Raw genomic sequence first — 20,652 nt, 5'->3', positions numbered from 1 at the left:
CTATACGATTCTCCATTTGATAGTAAATAAGTGTTCGGTTGCGGTGCGTTGTTCAAGCTTTTTCTCGATTTCTTCAAACAGCCGGTCTTTTTGTTCATCGATTTCATCTTGCTGGTCATAAAGACTTCGGCGCATTTCATTTCGCTTTTTTTCCAGCTCTTTAATTTGCTTGTTCATTTCTAGCTTTTCGGCAAGATTGCGGGTTAATTTCGCTTCCCGCTTCAAATGTTCAATTTCCACCGTCATTTCATCTATATCTTTTTCGAGCTTATTTTTCAAGTCTTGTGACCATTTTTCTAATTTTTCTAATTCCGCGTCAAAATAGACAGATGTCCGCTCCATAATGTCATTTAAAATCGATTGCTGCTGTGCTTCGCTAATACGGTTAATGGTATTTCCGATCGATTCGGAAAGTTCGGTTTCTTCTCCTTCCACAGCAGGCAACTCAAACATTTTTTTACAAATTTCTTGATCGAGTTGCTCCCCTTCTAAATCAATTGCTGAAAAAATCAAATGCTGCTCGTTTTCCAACGATTGAACATGAAGCAAATCTAGCGACAGCCATCCTTCTTTCCCAATCAATTGTTCCAAAATCGTCACTTTTCCCTCATAATCTGAATAGCGGAAAGTAATTTCTTTCGGGATAAGCTGGCGGCTTTTTGCCTGTTCGATCCATTTTTGCGCCAATGGATGAGAAAAACGATAATGATGGACGTTTGAACGATCTTGTTTTTTCGCTTGCGATATCATTTGGTACGTTTCATCATCTTTCGTAAAGCTTAACGTTTCATCATCAAATATCGCTTCTTTTGCACCTTCATACTTAGACAAACTCCAGAGATAGCGCTCCATCCGATTGAGATGCAAGCTTGTTTGATGGTAATGATCTCGTAGCTTCTCCCGCACTTCATCGTCAAAATTCTCTAATAAGTGCATACGCGTTTCTTTCATTTTCAGTTGAATTTGCTCATCTAGCTCTGCTTGCAATTGTTTAAACGCTTGCTCAATTTCCTCTGCTGTACGGCATGTTTGATAAATTTGTTGAATTCGCTTTTCAAAATCGACGCCTGATTCAAGCGCACCTAGCACTTCATCTGAAGAGCCAAAAACTCCTTCAAACAGCCGAAATTTTTCAGAAAGAATTTCATACACTTTTTTATCTGCTTCGTTTTTATGGTTCAAAAAATTAATGACAACGACATCATGGGTTTGTCCATATCGATGGCAGCGACCGATCCGCTGCTCAATCCGCTGCGGATTCCATGGCAAATCATAGTTGACAACTAAGCTGCAAAATTGCAGGTTAATTCCTTCTGATGCTGATTCTGTTGCAATCATAATCGATGCCTGCTCTTTAAAATATTCCACAAGAGCCGCGCGCATATCGGCTGTTTTTGAGCCAGTTATTTTGTCGCTATGCTGATGTTTTTCTAGCCACTGTGCATAAATTTGTTTTGCCTGTTCATCTTCATTTTTCCCATTAAATAATACGATTTTCCTTGCATATCCATTGCGTTCAAGAAATTCGCGCAAATACGATTGCGTTCGGCGCGATTCGGTGAAGATAACGGCTTTTTCATTTGCGCCTATCATTTTTAATTTCTCAAATCCTTTTTCAAGAGCAATTAATAGCGCTTCTGCTTTTGAATTTTCCCGAATCGATTTCGCGAGCTCATAATATTGTTCTAGTTCTTGTTTTTCTTGTAAAATCAGCTGCTTCATTTCAGAAAGTGACAACCCGTTATGTATTGGCTGTTCCTCTTCTTCCCACTCTTCCATTGTTTCATTAAATTCATCAACATCTTCGTAAACATCAGAACATTCTGCCGCCGCCTCAAGCTTCCCCCGCTCTAGCTCGATTAATAATTGATCCAATCGTTTGATGAGAGAATGCAATGTGTCAGAAATCGCAAACGAAGAAGAAGCAAGCAATTTGCGGACAACTAACGTCATTAGCGCCCGCTGGCTTGTCGGTAATGCAAAAAGCTGTTCCCACTGCAAATACGCCGATACTTTTTCGTACAATTCCCATTCGTTGTTTGTCGGCATAAATTCTTGTGTAATTGGGATACGTTGCGTGTAGTTGACATACTCCGTCACTTGCCGCCGCAACGTCCGGTGGCAAACAGGTTTAATGCGTCGTTTCAAATCGAGAAAATCCGCATCTGACATTTCTTTTGCCCCACGCGCAAACTGGCGCCGGAATGTCGTTTCATCCCCGAAAATATGTGGGTCGATAAAGCTAATCAATCCATATAATTCCATCAATGAATTTTGCAATGGTGTAGCGGTAAGTAAAATTTTTGGGCATCCAGCTGTTGCTGTACGTAAAGCTCTGCCAATTTTGTTTGATTTTTTATATACATTTCTCATCCGGTGGGCTTCATCAAAAACAATTAAATCCCAATTTACTTTTCGTAACATGTCCGCTTTATTGCGTGCATATTGGTAAGAAGTAATGACAATTTGATCTTGCTGCAAGAAAGGGTTGCGATGACCTGAACGCACCATTTCATTAAAGTTTTTGCTTTCCAAAATGATCGACGGGATATAAAATTTCTCCCAAAGTTCTTGATTCCATTGCTTCCTTAGTGGTGGCGGTACAATAATAAGGATATTGCGCTTTCGTTCCGCCCACAATTGGCTAATAATGAGCCCTGCTTCAATCGTTTTTCCTAATCCTACTTCATCGGCTAAAATCGCTCCTCTCTCAAGCGGGGCGCGAAAAGCGAATAAAGCCGCCTCTACCTGATGAGGGTTTAAATCAACTGTCGCGTTAATTAATGACTGGCTTAACCGACCGATTGAACGTGAAGAATGTTGTCGAGTTAGCTCGTAAGCAAAATATTGGCTTTGGTATGGCGTTGTCACTACAAAAACCCCCCTATATATCCGAACAAACTATCTACGTCTTATTATACCCGACATTATTTTACAAGAACAGACATTCGACAAAACATGACATTTCTATATTTATCATTTTTAAAAATACCACAAGCCCCCTCCCTCATCACCAAGAAAGGGGGCATTCCATTCTCTTGAGCACGTAAATACTTCTTTCATGCGTCTTGCAGAATTTGTGAATCGTTTACAAATAAATGATCAAACCATCTTGGAATGGCTAGCGTCTTTTTTCCATTTCATAGCGAAAAGGCGGCATCCATACTTCAATAAAGACAACGGTTTTGTTATTTTTGTATGGAATGTCCGACAATTTTGAAGGCTCAGGAATGACTTCATTCTCCTGTTCTAATCCGTATAAATGCAGTGCCAATGCCTCTTTTGCCATTTGCAGCGCTTCTTCTTCTGTATCGCCACACGTGAAACATCCAGGAAGATCAGGAAATTCCACAGATATTCCGTCACTGTCATCATCGAAAATAGCCGGATAAATATAGCGGTCTTTTTTCATATACACTGTCCTCTCTATTGGAGCATAGATTCGTTTCAATGACCAATGTAATACACTATGTCATGATCCTCTTTGAATGCTATGGATGAACTCCTTATTGATCAACCTCCGATCATCTACAATATCCAACAGTTCATCATGCGGGCGAATGTCGTCGCTTTCATCAGAATAATAGAGAGTAATATGCACTCCTTCTGATTGTGCAATTTGCAACGCTGGCAAAAAGTCGCTATCCCCTGTTAAAAGAGCTGCATGCGTAATCAGTTTTTTCGTACTATGCATAACTAAGTCTGTCGCTAGCATAACATCAACACGCTTTTGCTCGAACACAAGGAAACCGCGATCATCAATACCGCGGAATGCAAGTTTTCCTTCTCGAACAGTGAAGCTTTCTAGCCTGTTCAATCTTTTGAAAAAGCTTTGGGCATTGGAAAAATACTCTTTTTCCTCTGAAGATGGATTTGGAGATTGATAAGGGAGACAGTGATAGTAGTACGTTCTCAGAAGCAAGTGGTCGTTAGCCATAGCTGCAGCAAGCTTACCATAATCAATTTTTGCTTTTCCATGCCATTTCAATACGTTGTCAAGATATCCGCCATCAATAAATAAGGCGATGCGTGAATACAAAAACATCCCTCCTCACATGAAAAACAAAAGGAGCGACACGATGCCGCTCCCTTCTTGACCTGCCATCCATATGAACGACAGCGTTTATTCTATGCACAATTATACAACAAAAACACGACATGTCAACACACCATCCTTGTAACGCAACGAGCTCGCCTATTGCATAGTGGTAAAACAAAAACCCATAGCCCCTCCCGCTATGGATCGACTCCATTCACAAAACTTCAGGCGGGTTGGCACTCCCGCATCTCCACCGAGGGCGATGGCTGCCTGTTCCATCCTCTGAACGCTTTGTGTGATTTTTATCTACTACACTGTTATTGTCAACTCCATATCGTGTACCATGTCTAGCTGAAGCTGTTTCATTGTCGTTGTCAGCGTTCCACGCACACAAATGTTTACTTTTAACTGTGGATTGGCCTTCGGGTAAATAAATTGAATGTTAGCTTTATATGCCCCACTACTTTCTTCAATAAGCCAAAACATAAATTCACTATAAAAAGCAGGGATATATCCTAATTTTTCCCCTTGTTTCGTCAATACGACAACCGCTTTCGGATCTTGTTCATTTGTCGATTCTAGTTGAAATATCACATCGTCCCCTACTTGCAACCGATCAAGTACTCGTTCCCCTTCATAATATCTCCATCCAGCAATGTAAAAATCAAAGTCAAACTCATTGCCGTATACATAAATGGGTGGTACAAACTCATACGTGTCCGTCGCCAGTCTTCCACCAGTAGCACGCAATAAATCCATATTTGTATAATCATCGGATAAGCCGTGTGCCCCTAGAATTTCTTGAAAATCCGGACGACGACGATTCAGGAAGACGTCTTTCAAAAGGACCAAACAAACGCTCGGATACATAAACTTTATTTACATCTGGGAAAGCTAAATGTAGATGATATCCGTTTTTTAATGCTTCGATAACTCCTCTTCTCTTTGCATGCTTCTCATAATAAAACATGTATTTTCCTTCATGATGCACTAAATTGCCTACATGATATCGCTGACGAGTACGTTCATTTTGCCAAATAAGCCAAAGCACAAAAGGTCGAATCATGTTTTCACCTCCGCAGATCAAAATCTTCCGCAATCGTAAAGAATAAATCACCGCCTTCGTAAAACTCTGCATTAGCAACAACGAAATTTTCCAGTAAACAACCTGTTAAACCATTATAAATTGCTAAATGTGCCTTCATTGTATTTATCCCTATCAACTCCCCTAACTTTGAGGCAACAACTTCTGCCCACGCTTCTCCTGTATTTTCTTTCGGAATTTTAAACAAATATCGTTTTTCGTTATGTGGACTAACTAACCAAAACTTTTGTCTTGTTCCAGATGCTTGCCTTTTATCATCTTTTTCCCAATGGCTAACGTCTAGTATATTCACAAACCCCATCCCTTTTTGACCACTTATCTTCTAAATAAAAACATAATTTTCTCCTTTACTTCGTCATCCTCACCAAAAATCCTGCCCATGCAAAAAACACCAGGGCCCCCTGGTGCTCTGGTGCTAGCAACATGTTTGTTTGTCGTCTTCGCAACAATCTTCTTGCTCTTTGCAGCAGTCCTCTTTCCCCTCGCAACAATCTTCCTTTTTCTCGTCATCTTTAACCTCAATAATTTGCACATCGCAACAACCTTTTTCTTTTTTCTCAAACAATTTTTTAAACATACGAATCTCCTCCATGTTTTATATGATGTAAAACAAAAATCCTGACAAAGTCGCCATCGAGATGACCGAGGCGATGAACGCCCAAACGAGTTTCTTATGAAAAATGCTATGCAGTAGTGTAATCTCTGGTAAACTTGCGCCCGCAGAGCTAATCATAAGCGCCATGAATGAATACGCCGATGCCAGCCCCGATGAATAAATATACTTTACAATATTTTTATTATGTGATAGATTGTTCTTAAAGTTCATAATTTTTCATCTACTAGGGGAGTCCAATAGCTTGGACTGAGAGAAGAACGCGCAAAAGTTCTTTGACCCTTCGAACCTGATCTGGGTGATGCCAGCGTAGGGAAGTAGATGGTGCAAGTGTTGTTTGCTTGTGCTATTTGCGGACAAAATCAGGTTCTCATTACGGAACCTGATTTTTTTTACGTGTTGGCATGACTCCGACAAAAACAAAAAAGGAGAGAATGTCGATGAACAATTTATTTTCACAGATGCATTTCCCTGCAAGTAAAAAAGTGTATGTACAAGGAACACGTGAAGATATTCGTGTTCCAATGCGTGAAATTCAACTAACACCAACAAAGACAGAAACATCCATACGAGAAAATGAACCGATTCGAGTATATGACACAAGTGGACCGTATACAGACCCACTTTTTAACCCGAACATTCATAAAGGACTACCAAAATTAAGGGAAAAATGGATAGCAGAACGTGGTGATGTAGAAGAATACAATGGTCAAACACCTAAAACGAAATTGCCTTTCGAACGAAGACCTCTTCGTTCGAAAAAAGGAAAAACGGTCACCCAAATGCATTACGCAAAACGAGGGATCATTACACCTGAAATGGAATTTGTTGCGATACGTGAGCAAATGGATCCAGAGTTTGTTCGTCAAGAAGTGGCGGCAGGACGGGCAATTATCCCAGCTAACATTAACCATCCTGAAAGTGAACCGATGATTATAGGGAATAAATTCCACGTTAAAATTAACGCAAATATCGGGAATTCAGCTGTGACATCCTCGATGGAGGAAGAAGTTGAAAAGATGCTTTGGGCCATTCGTTGGGGTGCAGATACGATCATGGACTTATCAACAGGAAAATATATACATGAAACAAGAGAGTACATTATTCGAAACTCACCTGTTCCCGTAGGTACTGTGCCTATTTATCAAGCACTAGAAAAAGTGAACGGTGTTGTGGAACGTTTATCATGGGACATTTATAAAGAAACGCTCATTGAACAAGCAGAGCAAGGTGTCGATTATTTTACTATTCACGCTGGGGTGCTACTTCGTTACATTCCATTAACAATTAATCGAACGACAGGTATCGTCTCACGCGGAGGTTCCATCATGGCGCAATGGTGTTTAGCGCATCATGAGGAGAACTTTTTATACACTCACTTTGAAGAAATTTGTGAAATTTTAAAAACTTACGATATTGCCATTTCCCTCGGAGACGGATTGCGTCCTGGATCGATCGCAGATGCGAACGACGAAGCGCAATTTGCCGAACTACAAACACTTGGTGAATTGACAAACATTGCATGGGAACATGATGTTCAAGTGATGATTGAAGGTCCAGGACATATTCCGATGCATAAAATTAAAGAAAACGTTGATAAGCAAATTGAAATTTGTCATGGAGCACCTTTTTACACATTAGGTCCAATCACTACTGACATTGCGCCAGGATACGACCATATTACATCAGCCATTGGAGCAGCGCTAATCGGTGCTTACGGTACGGCTATGCTTTGTTATGTCACACCAAAGGAACATCTTGGACTTCCGAACAAAGAAGATGTACGCGAAGGTGTTATTGCCTATAAAATCGCCGCCCATGCGGCTGATTTAGCAAAAGGGCATCCTGGTGCACAAAAACGAGATGACGCTTTATCAAAAGCTCGATTTGAATTTCGTTGGAACGATCAATTCAACTTATCTTTAGACCCTGAACGCGCACGTGAGTATCATGATGAAACATTGCCAGCCGAAGGAGCAAAGCTCGCCCATTTTTGCTCTATGTGCGGTCCAAAATTTTGTTCCATGAACATTTCACATCAACTTCAAAAAACTTTGCAAGACGAAGGTATGAAAGAAAAGGCAAAACAGTTCATTGAACAAGGAAAATCATTATATACAAATGCCGTGCAAGTTGAGCGCTAGCGCTCAACTTGTGCTCGTTTAGTATGATAATGTTAATCTAAAACAAGTCGTGCACATGCTCCGTTCATGACACCCCAATCCATACGTACATAAAGAAAAAAACAAAAATCGCTGTTAACACTGTACCTAACAATGTTTCGTTATGAATATCACGGCCTTGGTGCAATTTCTTCAACAGCAATGCCAAATTAAAAAACCATAAACCTGCGATAATCGGTAAAACCACAAAGCAAAGGTAAATCATTCACTCATCCCCCTTTTTCCTCATTATAACAAATGCATGCACGATCACTACAAAAAAAGACAGAAGTCCACCGACTTCCGCCTTTTATGTTTATGCAATTTGAAGTGGCATATTTTCTTTTAGGCCAAGCGTTTCAGCAGCGAGCGTTTGGACATCGCGTAAAAGCGCTTCGTTTTTCATTAGCGATACGCCATATGATGGGATCATCTCTTTAATTTTCGCTTCCCATTGTTTCATTTCATTTGGGAAGCATTTTTCAATGACTTCAAGCATGACATGAACAGCCGTTGAAGCGCCTGGTGATGCACCGAGTAAAGCAGCAACGGAGCCGTCATGGGCGGCAACAACTTCCGTACCGAATTGAAGCGTTCCTTTGCCACCTGCTTCTGTATCTTTAATGACTTGCACGCGCTGACCAGCGATAATAACATCCCAATCTTCGCTTTTCGCATTCGGGATAAATTCGCGCAATTCTTCCATGCGTTGTTCTTTTGATAACATGACTTGTTCAATTAAATATTTTGTAAGCGCCATGTTTTTCGCCCCTGCTGCAAGCATCGTCAACACGTTGTGCGGTTTGACAGACGTAATTAAGTCGAATATCGACCCGTTCTTTAAAAACTTTGGTGAAAACCCAGCGAACGGTCCAAATAATAACATTTTCTCATTGCCTATGAATCTCGTATCTAAATGTGGGACAGACATCGGCGGTGCACCAACTTTCGCTTTGCCGTACACTTTCGCATGATGTTGAGTAATGATATCCGGATTGTTGCACACCATAAATAGTCCGCTTACCGGGAATCCACCGATTCCTTTTCCTTCAGGGATACCTGACTTTTGTAGCAAATGTAGGCTTCCGCCACCTGCCCCGATAAAGACGAACTTCGCTGTATGAACGTCAACTTCCCCAGTCGCTAAATTGCGCACCTTTACTTCCCATAAATTGTCGCTTGTCCGTTTCATATCTTCAACATGATGTTTATAATATAAATTGACATGCTTATGTTCTAAATGTTCAAATAACATGCGCGTTAAAGCTCCAAAGTTCACATCTGTCCCTGACTCCATGCGCGTGGCAGCAATCGGTTCTGTGACGATGCGGTCTTCCATCATCAGCGGAATCCACTCTTTCAATTTTTGCGGATCGTCAGAAAACTCCATCCCTTTAAATAACGGATGATTAGCCATCTGCTCAAAGCGCTTTCTTAAAAACGCGACGTTTTCTTCTCCCTGCACAAAACTCATATGTGGGATTGGCATAACAAAGTCCTTCGGGTTGCGAATGTGCTTATTTTGAACGAGATAAGACCAAAATTGTAGCGACTCCTGAAATTGTTCGTTAATTTTAATCGCTTTGCTTATATCAACTGATCCGTCCGCTTTTTCCACTGTGTAGTTTAGTTCACAAAGTGCCGCATGTCCGGTTCCGGCATTGTTCCATTCGTTCGAACTTTCATCTGCTGGTTGATCAAGTCTTTCAAACACCGTAATTTCCCACTCTGGCGCTAACTCTTTCAACAATGTCCCTAATGTCGCACTCATAATCCCCGCACCAATTAAAATGACATCTGTTTTCATCATTGGACCCCCTAAATCCCATCGATTCGATCAAAAACCTCTCCGCATTTATTATAACACATTTAAATTATAGTATGTCACTATTATTCTACATGATTACAAACATGTTAATATAATTAAATGATTACAAATGCACTTACATATGTTCGATAAAAAGAAACAATATTCTTTTTTTAATGATTTTACAAAATGATTTGATATTTTTCTAGTTCAATTCAAAAAAAAACGAACGAGGTTATCCCTTGTTCGTTTTACTCAGCCAGCGCTTCTTGTGTACGAATAAATTGATCGTAAAACGCTGCAAGCGATGTGTAGACGTACGGAATGAGCCATAAAAGTCCGATCCCGAACGTTATAATCGAGAGTAGCCCCCAGCCGATGAAGCTCAAATATAACAAAAATAGTTTTCCTTTATATCCTTTCATTCGTTTTTTACTTTCGCTAATCGCTTGAAGTGCACCGTATTCGGGATGATCTTTTAATAAAAAGAATGTTTGTGAATAAGATAACGATTTAATAATTCCAGGGATAATAAGTAGCAAACTCCACAAAAACACAAAAATACCAAATAAAACAGACGTGCCAATGAGTTTTAATGATAACTTCCCATCTTGATATACTGTAAACATTGGAGAGATTCGGACAGGTTCATGACGATACACATCTAAAAATACCCAATACACAACAACACTAAACGGAATGAGCGCAAGTGAAAGAAGCAGACTGACGATCGAAACAGATGTTGGCACGTTTTCTTGTTCAATCCATACGTCCCATCCTCCACTTAATACAACCTCAACTACCATAGGGAAAACGATGGTCACGAACGCATAAACAAGCATAAGAAGCACGGCACTGCCCCATTTTCCTTTCAACGCTTCCCTTGCTTCACGCCTTAACAATGATAATGTCATATGATAAAACCTCCTTTTACGTGATCGCACTTACACATATAGTCTATGCGCTTTTTACTCTAACATACTTATTTGAAAAATGCTATTGATCTTTTAGTAAATGAGATGAATATTTTCTATGTTTTGTATATAATGGGTGTATCCATTATAAGGGAGGAAAAGCAAATGAAAAGCATCAAACCTGGCCGTGGACCGTCCATGCAAGGATTTATCGGCAGTATCGCCACCATTTTATTCGGTATGTTTTGGACGTTTATGACTTTTTCTATTACGAAAGATTCTCCCATTCCAGGGTCACAAATCTTTCCTTTTTTCGGATTCGTTATCATTGGTATCGGTATTTTTCAAGCTGTGTATCATTATAAAAACGCTACAGGGAAAGAACGGATGTCGATCGTCGATATTGTAGAAGAAGACGAGGAAAAAGATCCGCTCAATACTCGTTTCGGTCATATCGAAGGAGAAAAGTTTTGTCCACACTGTGGAACGAACGTACAAGCAAACTTCCGCTTTTGTCCATCTTGCGGAAAAGCATTATAAATCCAAGTGATACGCGAGAATAAGTAATGAATAAAAAGTTCGGCGCCTGCCGAACTTTTTTACCCTCTTTTTCCCTTTATAGACCTTGTCAACCACACAGCACCAGAATACAGCAAAAACCCCAAGCAACGTGCCGAGCATCACGAGTTGAAATACAATGTCCCCGATGTACATAAAATCAACTCCTTTTATTTCCATTATACTTTATTTTTCATATACGAGCCATGTTGGTTTGTTAATTTTTGCTGATAAACGAACGTATCTTTATCGCTCGGATTTTTATTGCCTCCGAACATAAAGTTGCCTAAGCTATAAACAATCATTTTTCCTTTATATTGTTCAATGCCTTGAATGACGTGCGGATGATGACCAACGACAAGATCTGCCCCACTATCGATCGTAAATCTTCCTAACGATGTTTGCGTGCGATTTGGTATATAGCTTCGCTCTTCACCCCAATGAAAATGAACGAGAATAATTTGTGCCCCTTGCTTTCGTAGTGCGCGAATGTCGGTGACAATTTGCTTTCGTACTGCTTTGGTGTCACTCCATCCTTTATAACCGAGCGTGCCGATTTTTACTCCTTTAACTGTTTTCATTAAAGGTATACCGTTCCCAAAATAGCCGATATTCGCTCGCTTTAGCGTTGCAATTGTATCCGCATATCCTTTTTGTCCATAGTCGAACGTATGATTATTCGCAAGATTCACTCCTTCAATACTTGCGCGCGTTAAAATATTGACATACGACGGATCACCTCGAAACCGAAACTTCTTCTCCGCTTTTTGCGTGGCGTTTGTTAATGTTGTTTCCAAATTAACCGTTCTGAATCTCCCGACGACTAAAGTCGCGGGGTTCTTGCGTACAAAAGGGTTTCTCGTACACCTGCGTGCAGAACTCGCCCTTGCTCCGCAAGACTTTCATGGGCAAACACCTTGGTGGTGCTTTCCGCCCTGTACGCCCGATTCAAGACGTTGGATTTTTCTTCTCTATAAGAGTAGTATACCATCTTTGACTGCGTCAAAGCAATCGGTTCATCCCATGTCTGAAGACGGGCTACGCCCTGCTTGGGCTTTCTCCGATTGTTCTTTGTAAAATCATCTTGCTTAAAAATCGGCTCAATGTATTTCGTAAAAAAAGCAAGACCATTTTTTTTCGCTTCATGATCAAATGAATACGTATAGCCATAGTTATCATCGCGACCGAGCGTGACGTCCCCGGCAACGCTTAATGTAATGCTCGTTTCTCCTTGCGCCCAAGCAGGATGGGCAAATAAAAACAGAAAAATCCATAAACACATCCATATCTTTCTCACTTTTTCCTCACTCCCCTTTGTGTATATAAATTTTTTCTACACATGGAGGAAAAACCCTTTTTTTATTTTATTTGTTGATGATTTAGAACATAGTTTTATAAAAATAGATAAAAAATGATTGTAGATGTTGTAGCAATGGCTATGCCTATGAGCGTTTCGTACGGAAGCAATGTAAGGCGCTCTTTCGTTGACATATGTACACTCGCTGCGGTGATATGAAAAAAACTGCCGTGCGGTAAATGATCGAGCACTGTTGCCCCCGCATGTACCATAGCTGCTCCCGCAAGCGATGGGACACCCGCTTCAACTAACGCTTTTCCAAACACGTGGCTTGCGACAGCTGTCCCCGCCGTTGTAGATGCAGTAATGCCTGACAATAATGCACCAGCTAACGATGCCATGACATATGGCGGAAACCGTAGCGATTCGAGCGTATACATAAACGTTTGGTGCAAAGCGGAGTTCGCAATTACACCTGCTAGCGTTCCAGTACCAAGAAGCATGAATACAACACCGCTCATTTTTTCCATGCCTACGCGTAGAAACACGTTCAACTCCCTCGTTTTATTCATAACAATCACACCAATCACTGCACCAGTCGGCAAAGCGATAAGCGGATCCATTGACACACCAAAGAGCGGACGTGACAATAAAAGAATCATCGCAACACCGGGAGCAACGATCGCTTTTTGCCATGGAGGTGTTTCTTTTTCAACCGTTTCAATTTTTGGCATATGTTTGTCATCACCCCGCCACCGTTTTGCAAGCTGGTACGTGACAAAAAGACCAATCACCGCCGGTGCGATGCCTGCCATCATGAGAGAGGAAAGAGGGACATGAAATGCCTCAGCAGCTGCAATCGTATTCGGATTAGGAGAAATAATATTCCCGGCTTTCCCCCCACCAATTAATGCAAGCAATATAGCAAAACGCGACACGTCAAGTCGATGTGCCATCGCAAGCGCAACAGGTGCAATCGTCATAATGGCAACGTCAACAAACACCCCACACGCTGTTAACATCATCGCTGCAACACATAGCGAAAATAGCGCATATTTTTCTCCGCATGCTTGCATAAGCTTTTCCGCAATTGCCATAGCTGCCCTAGAATGTATCAATACACCAGCAAGCACGCCAGCCGCTAAAACGCGCAAAATAGACGGGATCATCTCTTTTGCCCCATTCATCATTAGCCAAACAGCCTCATCGATGGAAGCTCCCCCTAATAAAGCACCAATAAACGCTCCGCCCATCATTCCATACCCCACCGGCACATTTCGTAAAATAAATACAACAGCTAGTAGAAAAGCAGCTATCGCTCCAAATGTGTTCAATTTGATCCCCTCCAAGTATACAATCTATAAACATATCATGATGTAACGTCATTTTTTTGTAAATATATCACAAATAACATAAAAACTGTGTAAAAATTTTTAAAAATACATACAGATGTATTGTCATCCGTATATACATATAGTATTTTTGTAATAGTCTTTTTGTCGGAGGTGACATATGTATTGTTCAGTGTAACAGGACGTTTTTTACTTATTTCTATCGGAACAGGTGTTATGATGGGGCTCGCTTTTCCGATCGTCGCTAGCTTTTTTACAATATACAAACATCCGTCATACGCTACATACTTTACACTTCTTTGCGTCGGAGCAGGCATCATCGTTGGGCTAACTAGTTTTTTCGTCGGAAAAGTAACGTTAATTCGCGCGATGAAAGAGATGAACAAACAATTTGAAACGATTGTACAACGTGGGGATTTAACGTCTCGACTTACTTTAAAAAGCAATGATGAAATCGGGCGCATCGTCGCCAATTTTAACGTCGTATTAGATACGCTTACCACGATGATTTGGCGCATCCAACACGAAGCACATGAACTTGATGGAATCGTTTCCACCGTCTATCAAGATATCCGTCATTTAAGTAAACAACTTGAACATATTTCATTAGCCACAAAAAATGTGTCTGGAAATGTTGATGAGACCGCTGCGTTTGCTGAGCAAATGTCCGCCACATCAAAAGAGATTGAGCATGCTGTTCAACAAATGATGCGAACAATGAAAGAGGGAGAACAAAATGCTTCGTCGATTCGCCAACAAGCTGTGAACATCCATCACATCGTAACAACATCATCAAAAAAATCAAGCGATCTGTTGGCAGAAACAAAAATAAGATTGGAAAAAGCAATCGAAGCTTCACATGTCGTAACAGATATTGAGTTATTCACAAATACGATTATGAATATCGCCAAACAAACAAATTTACTAGCCCTCAACGCCTCAATTGAAGCTTCTCGCGTTGGAGAACAAGGAAAAGGGTTTGCTGTCGTTGCAGAAGAAATTCGCAAGTTGGCTGAACAATCACAACAAGCGGGTGAAAACGTTCAGCACGTTGCTAAACAATTAGTATCCGCTGTAGAGCAACTATCCGCGAGCGCATCCACTGTCATATCATATATATCGACAGACGTTCAACATGATTACGAGCAAATGAAAACTATTTCAAAACAATATGAACAAACAGCTTTGTTCATTGAAGATATTGTTGCTCAATTTAGCAACACAGCGGGCGAACTTAGTCGCGCGCTGCATGAAATGATTACTTCCATTCATGAAGTATCTACAGCTACCGCTAGTAGTGCACAAGAAGTAAATGACTTGTCGAACCGATTAATCGAAACAAATGAAATTGTCGGCCAAATCGCAACATCTGCTGCAAAATCAGAACATATTTCCAATGAAATGAAGCGAGCCATTCGACAATTTTCCACGTAAGAAAAAGGTGCCCAATCGGACACCTTTTTCTTATGATGAAATCGTACGTTTAAACGTATCAAACTGCTCTGCCACTTGTTTATCTGGCGCTGCTGTCAATACGCTAACGATAACAATAGCGATGAGGCTTGCGATAAAACCAGGAACCATCTCATACATGACACTAGCGTAGGAAGAGTTTGCCCAAACGATGACCGTCGTCGCCCCTGCAATCATTCCTGCAAGCGCTCCCCATTTTGTCATGCGACGCCACCATAAGCTTAATATAATGACAGGACCGAACGAAGCACCAAACCCGGCCCACGCATAGCCGACAAGATTTAAAATCGTATTGTTTTGCTCATATGCCAAAATTAAAGCAACAACAGCAACAAGTAACACCGATAAACGACCAACAAACACAAGCTCTTTATCGGACGCTGAACGACGGAATAAAACTTTATATAAATCTTCTGTTAGGGAACTTGATGTCACAAGCAATTGTGATGAAATCGTGCTCATAATTGCCGCTAAAATGGCTGCAAGTAAAAACCCTGTAATAAGCGGATGGAATAAAATTTCCCCAAGTTTAATAAATACCGTTTCTGGATCTTCCAACGTCATGCCGGCTTGTTTAAAGTAAGCGATTCCAAAAAGACCTGTGAGCATCGCGCCGACAGATGAAAAAATCATCCAGCCCATTCCGATCCGACGAGCTTGTTTCATCTCTTTCACCGATGAAATCGCCATAAAGCGAACGATAATGTGAGGCTGTCCAAAATAACCAAGTCCCCAAGCGAATAAAGAAATGATGCCGACTACGCTTGTTCCTTTAAACAAATCGAGCAAATTCGGATCGATGTCTCGAATCGTTGTTGTCGTTTCTGTGAATCCACCTGTATGCATAAGCGTCACAACAGGTACGAGAATAAGTGCAATAAACATAATGAGACCTTGCACAAAGTCCGTCCAGCTGACCGCTAAAAATCCCCCGAATAACGTGTACGCAATAACAACACTAGCGACAATCCATAGCCCCGTATGATAATCTGTACCGAACGAGTTTTTAAACATGACCCCGCCAGAAACGAGACCAGAAGAAACGTAAAACGTAAAGAAAATCATAATGACGAACCCTGAGACGAGGCGAAGTAGCTTCGATGTATCACCAAAACGATTTTCTAAAAATGCTGGAATCGTAATCGAATCGTTTGCCACCTCTGTATACACACGCAAGCGTGGAGCGACGTATAACCAGTTCGCATACGCCCCTAAAGCTAGTCCGATGACGATCCATGAAGCGCTTAACCCTTGTGCATACATCGCGCCAGGCAAGCCAAGCAACAACCAACCACTCATATCTGACGCCCCAGCACTTAACGCCGTTACGGCTGGACCGAGCGTCCGTCCACCTAACATATAATCAGACAAGTTCGATGTCCGTTTATATGCCCAATACCCAATGAGTAACATCCCCACCATATATACGACAACAGATGCAATAACCAAAACAATCTCCCCTTCCTTTGTTGTCTATAAAAACCCCTTTGCATCTATCATTATACTAAAATATGTTCACAATTTGTACAAAAAATTATTTTCCAAAGAAACCTTTTAATGCGAATGCGACATTTTGCGGACGTTCTGCTAACCGGCGCATAAAATAACCGAACCAATCATTTCCGAAAGGGACGTATACTCGCATGGTATAACCTTCTTGTGCAAGCTGTTGTTGCATATCTGTCCGAAAGCCATACAACATTTGAAACTCAAATTGATTACGTGGAATATTATTTTCTTCTACAAATGTTTTTACTTTTTCAATAATATGATGATCGTGTGTAGCAATAGCTGTATAACTTCCGCTTAATAAATGGAGTCGAATGATATTCATATAGTTTTCATCGATTTGTTGTTTCTCTTGAAACGCCACTTCTGGCGGCTCTTTATATGCCCCTTTCACTAAACGAAGTGATACCCCTTTTAAATCTTTCACATCTTGTTCAGCGCGATATAAATATGCTTGAATGACGGTTCCAACGTTGTCGTATGTGCGACGCAGTTCTTGTAATAAATCAAGCGTCGCTTGACAGTGCCCCGAATCTTCCATATCGATGCGCACAAAATTGTTGTATCGTTTTGCTGTTTCGACGATTTGACGCATATTGTTTAAGCAAAAATCAAAGTCAATGTCGAGACCAAGTTGTGTCAATTTGACGGATAAATTACTGTGAACTCCTGCACGATGAATCGCTTCTAACGTACGAATGTTATATTGTGTTGCTTCAATTGCCTCTTCACGACTAGAGACAAATTCTCCTAAATGATCGAGCGTACAGACGAGTCCTTTTTCATTCAGTTCACGCACCTTTTTGATAGCGCTTTCAATCGTTTCCCCTGCAACAACTTGGGAAGCTCCAAAGCGGAGCCCCCATTTTTTCGCAGCTTGATTTAGCACTTTACTTTGCGAAGCGTATAAAAAGATGTTTTTCGATAGTTGTGCGAGCATTGTATTCACCTCTTTCAAACTTAAAACATTTCACTTACTGTTTTTGCTTGCATATGAAGCAATAAATAGTCTGGACCACCTGCTTTCGAGTCTGTTCCTGACATGTTAAAACCACCAAACGGATGATAACCGACAATCGCTCCTGTACAACCGCGGTTGAAGTATAAGTTACCAACGTGAAACTCTTCTCGCGCTTTTTCTAAATGCGCACGATTGTTTGAAATGACCGCCCCTGTTAATCCGTAATCTGTATTGTTCGCCACTTCAAGCGCTTCATCAAACGTACGCACTTTTGTAAATGCAACAACTGGCCCGAAAATTTCTTCTTGCATGATGCGTGCAGTTGGGGCGACATCCGCAAAAACCGTTGGTTGAATAAAAAATCCTTGCGAGTCGTCTCCTGTTCCACCTGTCATGAGCTTTCCTTCTCGTTTGCCAATGTCGATATAGCCCATAATTTTATTATACGAGGCTTGATCAATGACCGGGCCCATAAATGTGCTTTGTTCTTCTGGATTGCCAACTTTTAATTGTTTTGTTAATTCGACAACACGCGCAAGCACTTTGTCATATACATCTTCGAGCACGATCGCACGTGAGCATGCGGAACATTTTTGTCCCGAGAAACCGAATGCCGAAGCAACGATGGACTGTGCTGCTAATTCAAGATCAGCTTCGTTATCGACAATGATTGCATCTTTTCCACCCATTTCTGCAATGACACGTTTCAACCATTTTTGACCTGGCTGAACGATCGCGGCACGCTCATAAATGCGACAGCCAACAGCACGCGATCCTGTAAACGAAATGAAACGCGTTTGCGAATGTTCAACGATATATTCACCTACTTCCGCTTCTCCGCCCGGCAAGTAGTTTAATACACCTTTCGGAAGACCAGCTTCTTCCATCAGTTCAACAAATTTTGCAGCAACAATTGGCGCGCGATCAGATGGACGTAAAATAACTGTATTTCCCGTCACAATGGCAGCCACCGTCGTTCCAGCCATAATGGCAAGCGGAAAGTTAAATGGCGAAATAATTAAGCCAACACCAAGCGGTACGTAAAAAAATCGGTTTGCTTCTCCCGAACGGCTCAACACCGGTACACCTTCTGCAAGAGAGATCATTTGTCTCGCGTAATATTCTAAAAAGTCAATGGCTTCTGCGGTATCGGCATCCGCTTCTTTCCATGGTTTCCCGACTTCTTTTACTAGCCATGCTGAAAACTCGTGTTTCCTTCTTCTTAGTATAGCTGCAGCGCGCAATAACACATCGGCACGCGCCTGTGGTGACACGCGCTTCCATGTTTCAAACGCAGAGAGTGCCGCGTTCATCGCTTCATCAGCAAGCGCTTTCGTCGCTTTCGATACAACACCAACGACTTGTTGTTTATTCGCAGGATTGATCGACACGACTTTTTCTTCAGTAACGACCCGCTCTCCTCCGATGATAAGTGGATACTCTTGTCCGAGTTGTGATTCGACATAACTAAGCGCTTCACGAAACGCCTTCGATTCTTGTTCAAGCGCAAAATTTGTAAATGGCTCATGTTTGTATGGTACAGTCACATGCATCGATCCTTTCACGAATTTGTCACATATTCTACGATTCATTATAATTTATACTTTCTGAAAATTGTTTGTCGTCTGTACATAATCATTTCTATTTATTTTTGTTGTTTATCCACAGTACCTTCCTTATATTTGTATAAAAGGAGATCAATATACAACATCATTCGTTGTTCAAAATCATGAAGAGGGAGGCTTGTAATCGTCTGCATGCGTTTCAGCCGATAGTGTAACGTATTCGGGTGAATATATAAACTTTCGGCTGTTTGTTTTATGTTACAGTCGTGTTGAATATATGCCCGAAGCGTATGCAAAAAATCAGTTCCATGCTGTTCGTCATGCTTTTTTAGCTTTAACAGCGCTTCGTTTTTATATCGACGTTGTTTATATTGTTCGTATATGAATGGAATGATGCGATAAATGCCTAAATCGTTGTAAACATGTGGCAAAGGTTCATCGATATGTCTTTTTAAATGAATGACTTCCATCGCTTCTTTGTAGCTGTCACGCAGCCGCTTCAACTCGCTATACTCATTGCCAATGCCGACAATGACGTCACGATCTATATGATAACGGAAGTCTTGCTGCAATTTTGTAACCATCATTTTTGCTATATCTATCGGACGTTGTGTCGCCGTCCCTCCGACAATGAGCAAAAACGGATGGTGGCGATCGATAAAAAATATCGGGGCATGTGTCGTTTTTGTTATAAATGTCATGTATTGGCGGATATCATCTTTTTTTGCATCGTGTCCGACAAAAAAAGCTGCAACAGTAAATAATGAAGGAAATGTCACACCGAGTAGCTGTGCTTCCATTTGCACATCCCGCTCACTCACGTCACGATATTGAATAAAACGAAGAAAAAGGTCATTTATTTCTTCTTGACGTTTATAACGCTTTCCTATTTGCTCATGTAGCATTTGCGCCGCTTCCTTTGCTACATCTTCCATTCGTTTTCGCTGCGCTTCTGTCAAATCGTGAAACGCTGCTTGCACCCAAAGGTAGCCATACACTTTTCCCGCATGTTTTAAACAAACGACCGCGCGAGCCCCAAGATCAATATCGGGGAGTGGAGGAATGCTCACCACTCCGTCTGCTTGTTCAATTTTTTGTATCCATCCATGTTCATGTAAATAATGAAACACGTGGGCAGATGCCCGTTTACTTAAAATCGTGCGCATCCGCACTTCATCCGTTTCATCGTGATGGCCGCTATATGCAAGCAATTCAAAATCACGTGATTCAATCGTTACAGGACGTTGCAACTCGAGAAATAATTGATCGACTAATTTGTGCAATGCCATCCCCTCCT

16 protein-coding genes, 4 pseudogenes and 1 riboswitch are annotated in these 20,652 nt (G+C 41.2%); of the genes and pseudogenes, 3 read left to right on the top strand and 17 right to left on the bottom strand.

The window, feature by feature from the left end:
* From LD028_RS18095 to LD028_RS06270, 7 genes and pseudogenes are all read right to left on the bottom strand, one after another.
* Positions 1-2,871, bottom strand: coding sequence for an SNF2-related protein (locus LD028_RS18095; protein ID WP_237811299.1), 2,871 nt, complete (start codon positions 2,869-2,871; stop codon positions 1-3).
* A 250-nt stretch (positions 2,872-3,121) separates the two neighbouring features.
* Positions 3,122-3,412, bottom strand: coding sequence for a type II toxin-antitoxin system HicB family antitoxin (locus tag LD028_RS06295; RefSeq protein ID WP_237811298.1), 291 nt, complete (start codon positions 3,410-3,412; stop codon positions 3,122-3,124).
* Positions 3,413-3,472: 60 nt separating this feature from the next.
* On the bottom strand, positions 3,473-4,039 hold the full coding sequence (locus LD028_RS06290) for an NYN domain-containing protein (RefSeq protein WP_237811297.1): 567 nt from the start codon (positions 4,037-4,039) through the stop codon (positions 3,473-3,475).
* A gap of 309 nt (positions 4,040-4,348) precedes the next feature.
* Positions 4,349-5,105, bottom strand: a pseudogene (locus LD028_RS06285) (HIRAN domain-containing protein).
* A 4-nt stretch (positions 5,106-5,109) separates the two neighbouring features.
* Entirely contained in the window at positions 5,110-5,436 is a 327-nt protein-coding gene (locus tag LD028_RS06280) for a HipA domain-containing protein (protein ID WP_237811296.1), read from the bottom strand.
* A 123-nt stretch (positions 5,437-5,559) separates the two neighbouring features.
* Positions 5,560-5,721, bottom strand: a complete 162-nt coding sequence (locus LD028_RS06275) for a hypothetical protein (protein ID WP_237811295.1) — start codon at positions 5,719-5,721, stop codon at positions 5,560-5,562.
* Positions 5,722-5,739: 18 nt separating this feature from the next.
* Positions 5,740-5,886: pseudogene (locus LD028_RS06270) on the bottom strand (permease); the annotation flags it as partial.
* Positions 5,887-5,975: 89 nt separating this feature from the next.
* A riboswitch (TPP riboswitch) is annotated at positions 5,976-6,090 on the top strand.
* A 107-nt stretch (positions 6,091-6,197) separates the two neighbouring features.
* Between LD028_RS06270 and thiC the strand changes: the two are divergent.
* Positions 6,198-7,901: a phosphomethylpyrimidine synthase ThiC gene (gene thiC / locus LD028_RS06265; protein WP_237811294.1), complete on the top strand. Its 1,704-nt coding sequence runs from the start codon at positions 6,198-6,200 to the stop codon at positions 7,899-7,901.
* A gap of 64 nt (positions 7,902-7,965) precedes the next feature.
* On the opposite strand, the gene LD028_RS06260 is transcribed toward thiC, so the two are convergent.
* From LD028_RS06260 to LD028_RS06250, 3 genes are all read right to left on the bottom strand, one after another.
* Positions 7,966-8,145, bottom strand: coding sequence for a hypothetical protein (locus LD028_RS06260; protein WP_144330058.1), 180 nt, complete (start codon positions 8,143-8,145; stop codon positions 7,966-7,968).
* A gap of 90 nt (positions 8,146-8,235) precedes the next feature.
* Positions 8,236-9,726: a malate dehydrogenase (quinone) gene (mqo, locus tag LD028_RS06255; RefSeq protein WP_237811293.1), complete on the bottom strand. Its 1,491-nt coding sequence runs from the start codon at positions 9,724-9,726 to the stop codon at positions 8,236-8,238.
* Between the two features lie 251 nt (positions 9,727-9,977).
* A complete protein-coding gene (locus LD028_RS06250; protein WP_237811292.1) occupies positions 9,978-10,640 on the bottom strand; it encodes a DUF975 family protein in 663 nt (220 codons plus the stop codon).
* Positions 10,641-10,805: 165 nt separating this feature from the next.
* Here LD028_RS06250 and LD028_RS06245 point away from each other — a divergent pair, with 165 nt between their 5' ends.
* Positions 10,806-11,180: a zinc ribbon domain-containing protein gene (locus LD028_RS06245; RefSeq protein WP_237811291.1), complete on the top strand. Its 375-nt coding sequence runs from the start codon at positions 10,806-10,808 to the stop codon at positions 11,178-11,180.
* A 203-nt stretch (positions 11,181-11,383) separates the two neighbouring features.
* On the opposite strand, the pseudogene LD028_RS06240 reads toward LD028_RS06245, so the two are convergent.
* The 3 genes and pseudogenes from LD028_RS06240 to LD028_RS06230 all read right to left on the bottom strand — a co-directional run.
* Positions 11,384-12,010, bottom strand: a pseudogene (locus LD028_RS06240) (CapA family protein); the annotation flags it as partial.
* 260 nt (positions 12,011-12,270) lie between these two features.
* Positions 12,271-12,480: pseudogene (locus tag LD028_RS06235) on the bottom strand (CapA family protein); the annotation flags it as partial.
* 110 nt (positions 12,481-12,590) lie between these two features.
* Positions 12,591-13,835: a GntP family permease gene (locus tag LD028_RS06230; protein WP_237811303.1), complete on the bottom strand. Its 1,245-nt coding sequence runs from the start codon at positions 13,833-13,835 to the stop codon at positions 12,591-12,593.
* A gap of 177 nt (positions 13,836-14,012) precedes the next feature.
* Between LD028_RS06230 and LD028_RS06225 the strand changes: the two genes are divergently transcribed.
* Entirely contained in the window at positions 14,013-15,281 is a 1,269-nt protein-coding gene (locus LD028_RS06225; RefSeq protein ID WP_237811290.1) for a methyl-accepting chemotaxis protein, read from the top strand.
* Between the two features lie 30 nt (positions 15,282-15,311).
* Here the strand turns inward: LD028_RS06225 and putP are convergent, their stop codons facing one another.
* The 4 genes from putP to LD028_RS06205 all read right to left on the bottom strand — a co-directional run bounded on the left by putP (position 15,312) and on the right by LD028_RS06205 (position 20,644).
* A complete protein-coding gene (gene putP, locus LD028_RS06220) occupies positions 15,312-16,769 on the bottom strand; it encodes a sodium/proline symporter PutP (RefSeq protein WP_237811289.1) in 1,458 nt (485 codons plus the stop codon).
* A gap of 85 nt (positions 16,770-16,854) precedes the next feature.
* Positions 16,855-17,769 carry a proline dehydrogenase family protein gene (locus LD028_RS06215; RefSeq protein WP_237811288.1) on the bottom strand — a complete coding sequence of 305 codons (915 nt, stop codon included), beginning with the start codon at positions 17,767-17,769 and terminating at the stop codon, positions 16,855-16,857.
* 20 nt (positions 17,770-17,789) lie between these two features.
* Entirely contained in the window at positions 17,790-19,337 is a 1,548-nt protein-coding gene (gene pruA, locus LD028_RS06210; protein ID WP_237811287.1) for an L-glutamate gamma-semialdehyde dehydrogenase, read from the bottom strand.
* Between the two features lie 98 nt (positions 19,338-19,435).
* The gene (locus tag LD028_RS06205) at positions 19,436-20,644 is read right to left on the bottom strand and encodes a PucR family transcriptional regulator (protein WP_237811286.1); all 1,209 of its coding nucleotides are present in this window, start codon (positions 20,642-20,644) and stop codon (positions 19,436-19,438) included.
* Between the last annotated feature and the right edge of the window lie 8 nt (positions 20,645-20,652).

Source organism: Anoxybacillus sp. LAT27 (genome assembly GCF_022030075.1).
Lineage (GTDB): Bacteria > Bacillota > Bacilli > Bacillales > Anoxybacillaceae > Anoxybacillus > Anoxybacillus kestanbolensis.
The sequence above is the reverse complement of the archived record's forward strand: the minus strand, read 5'-3'. Positions and strand labels throughout refer to the sequence as shown.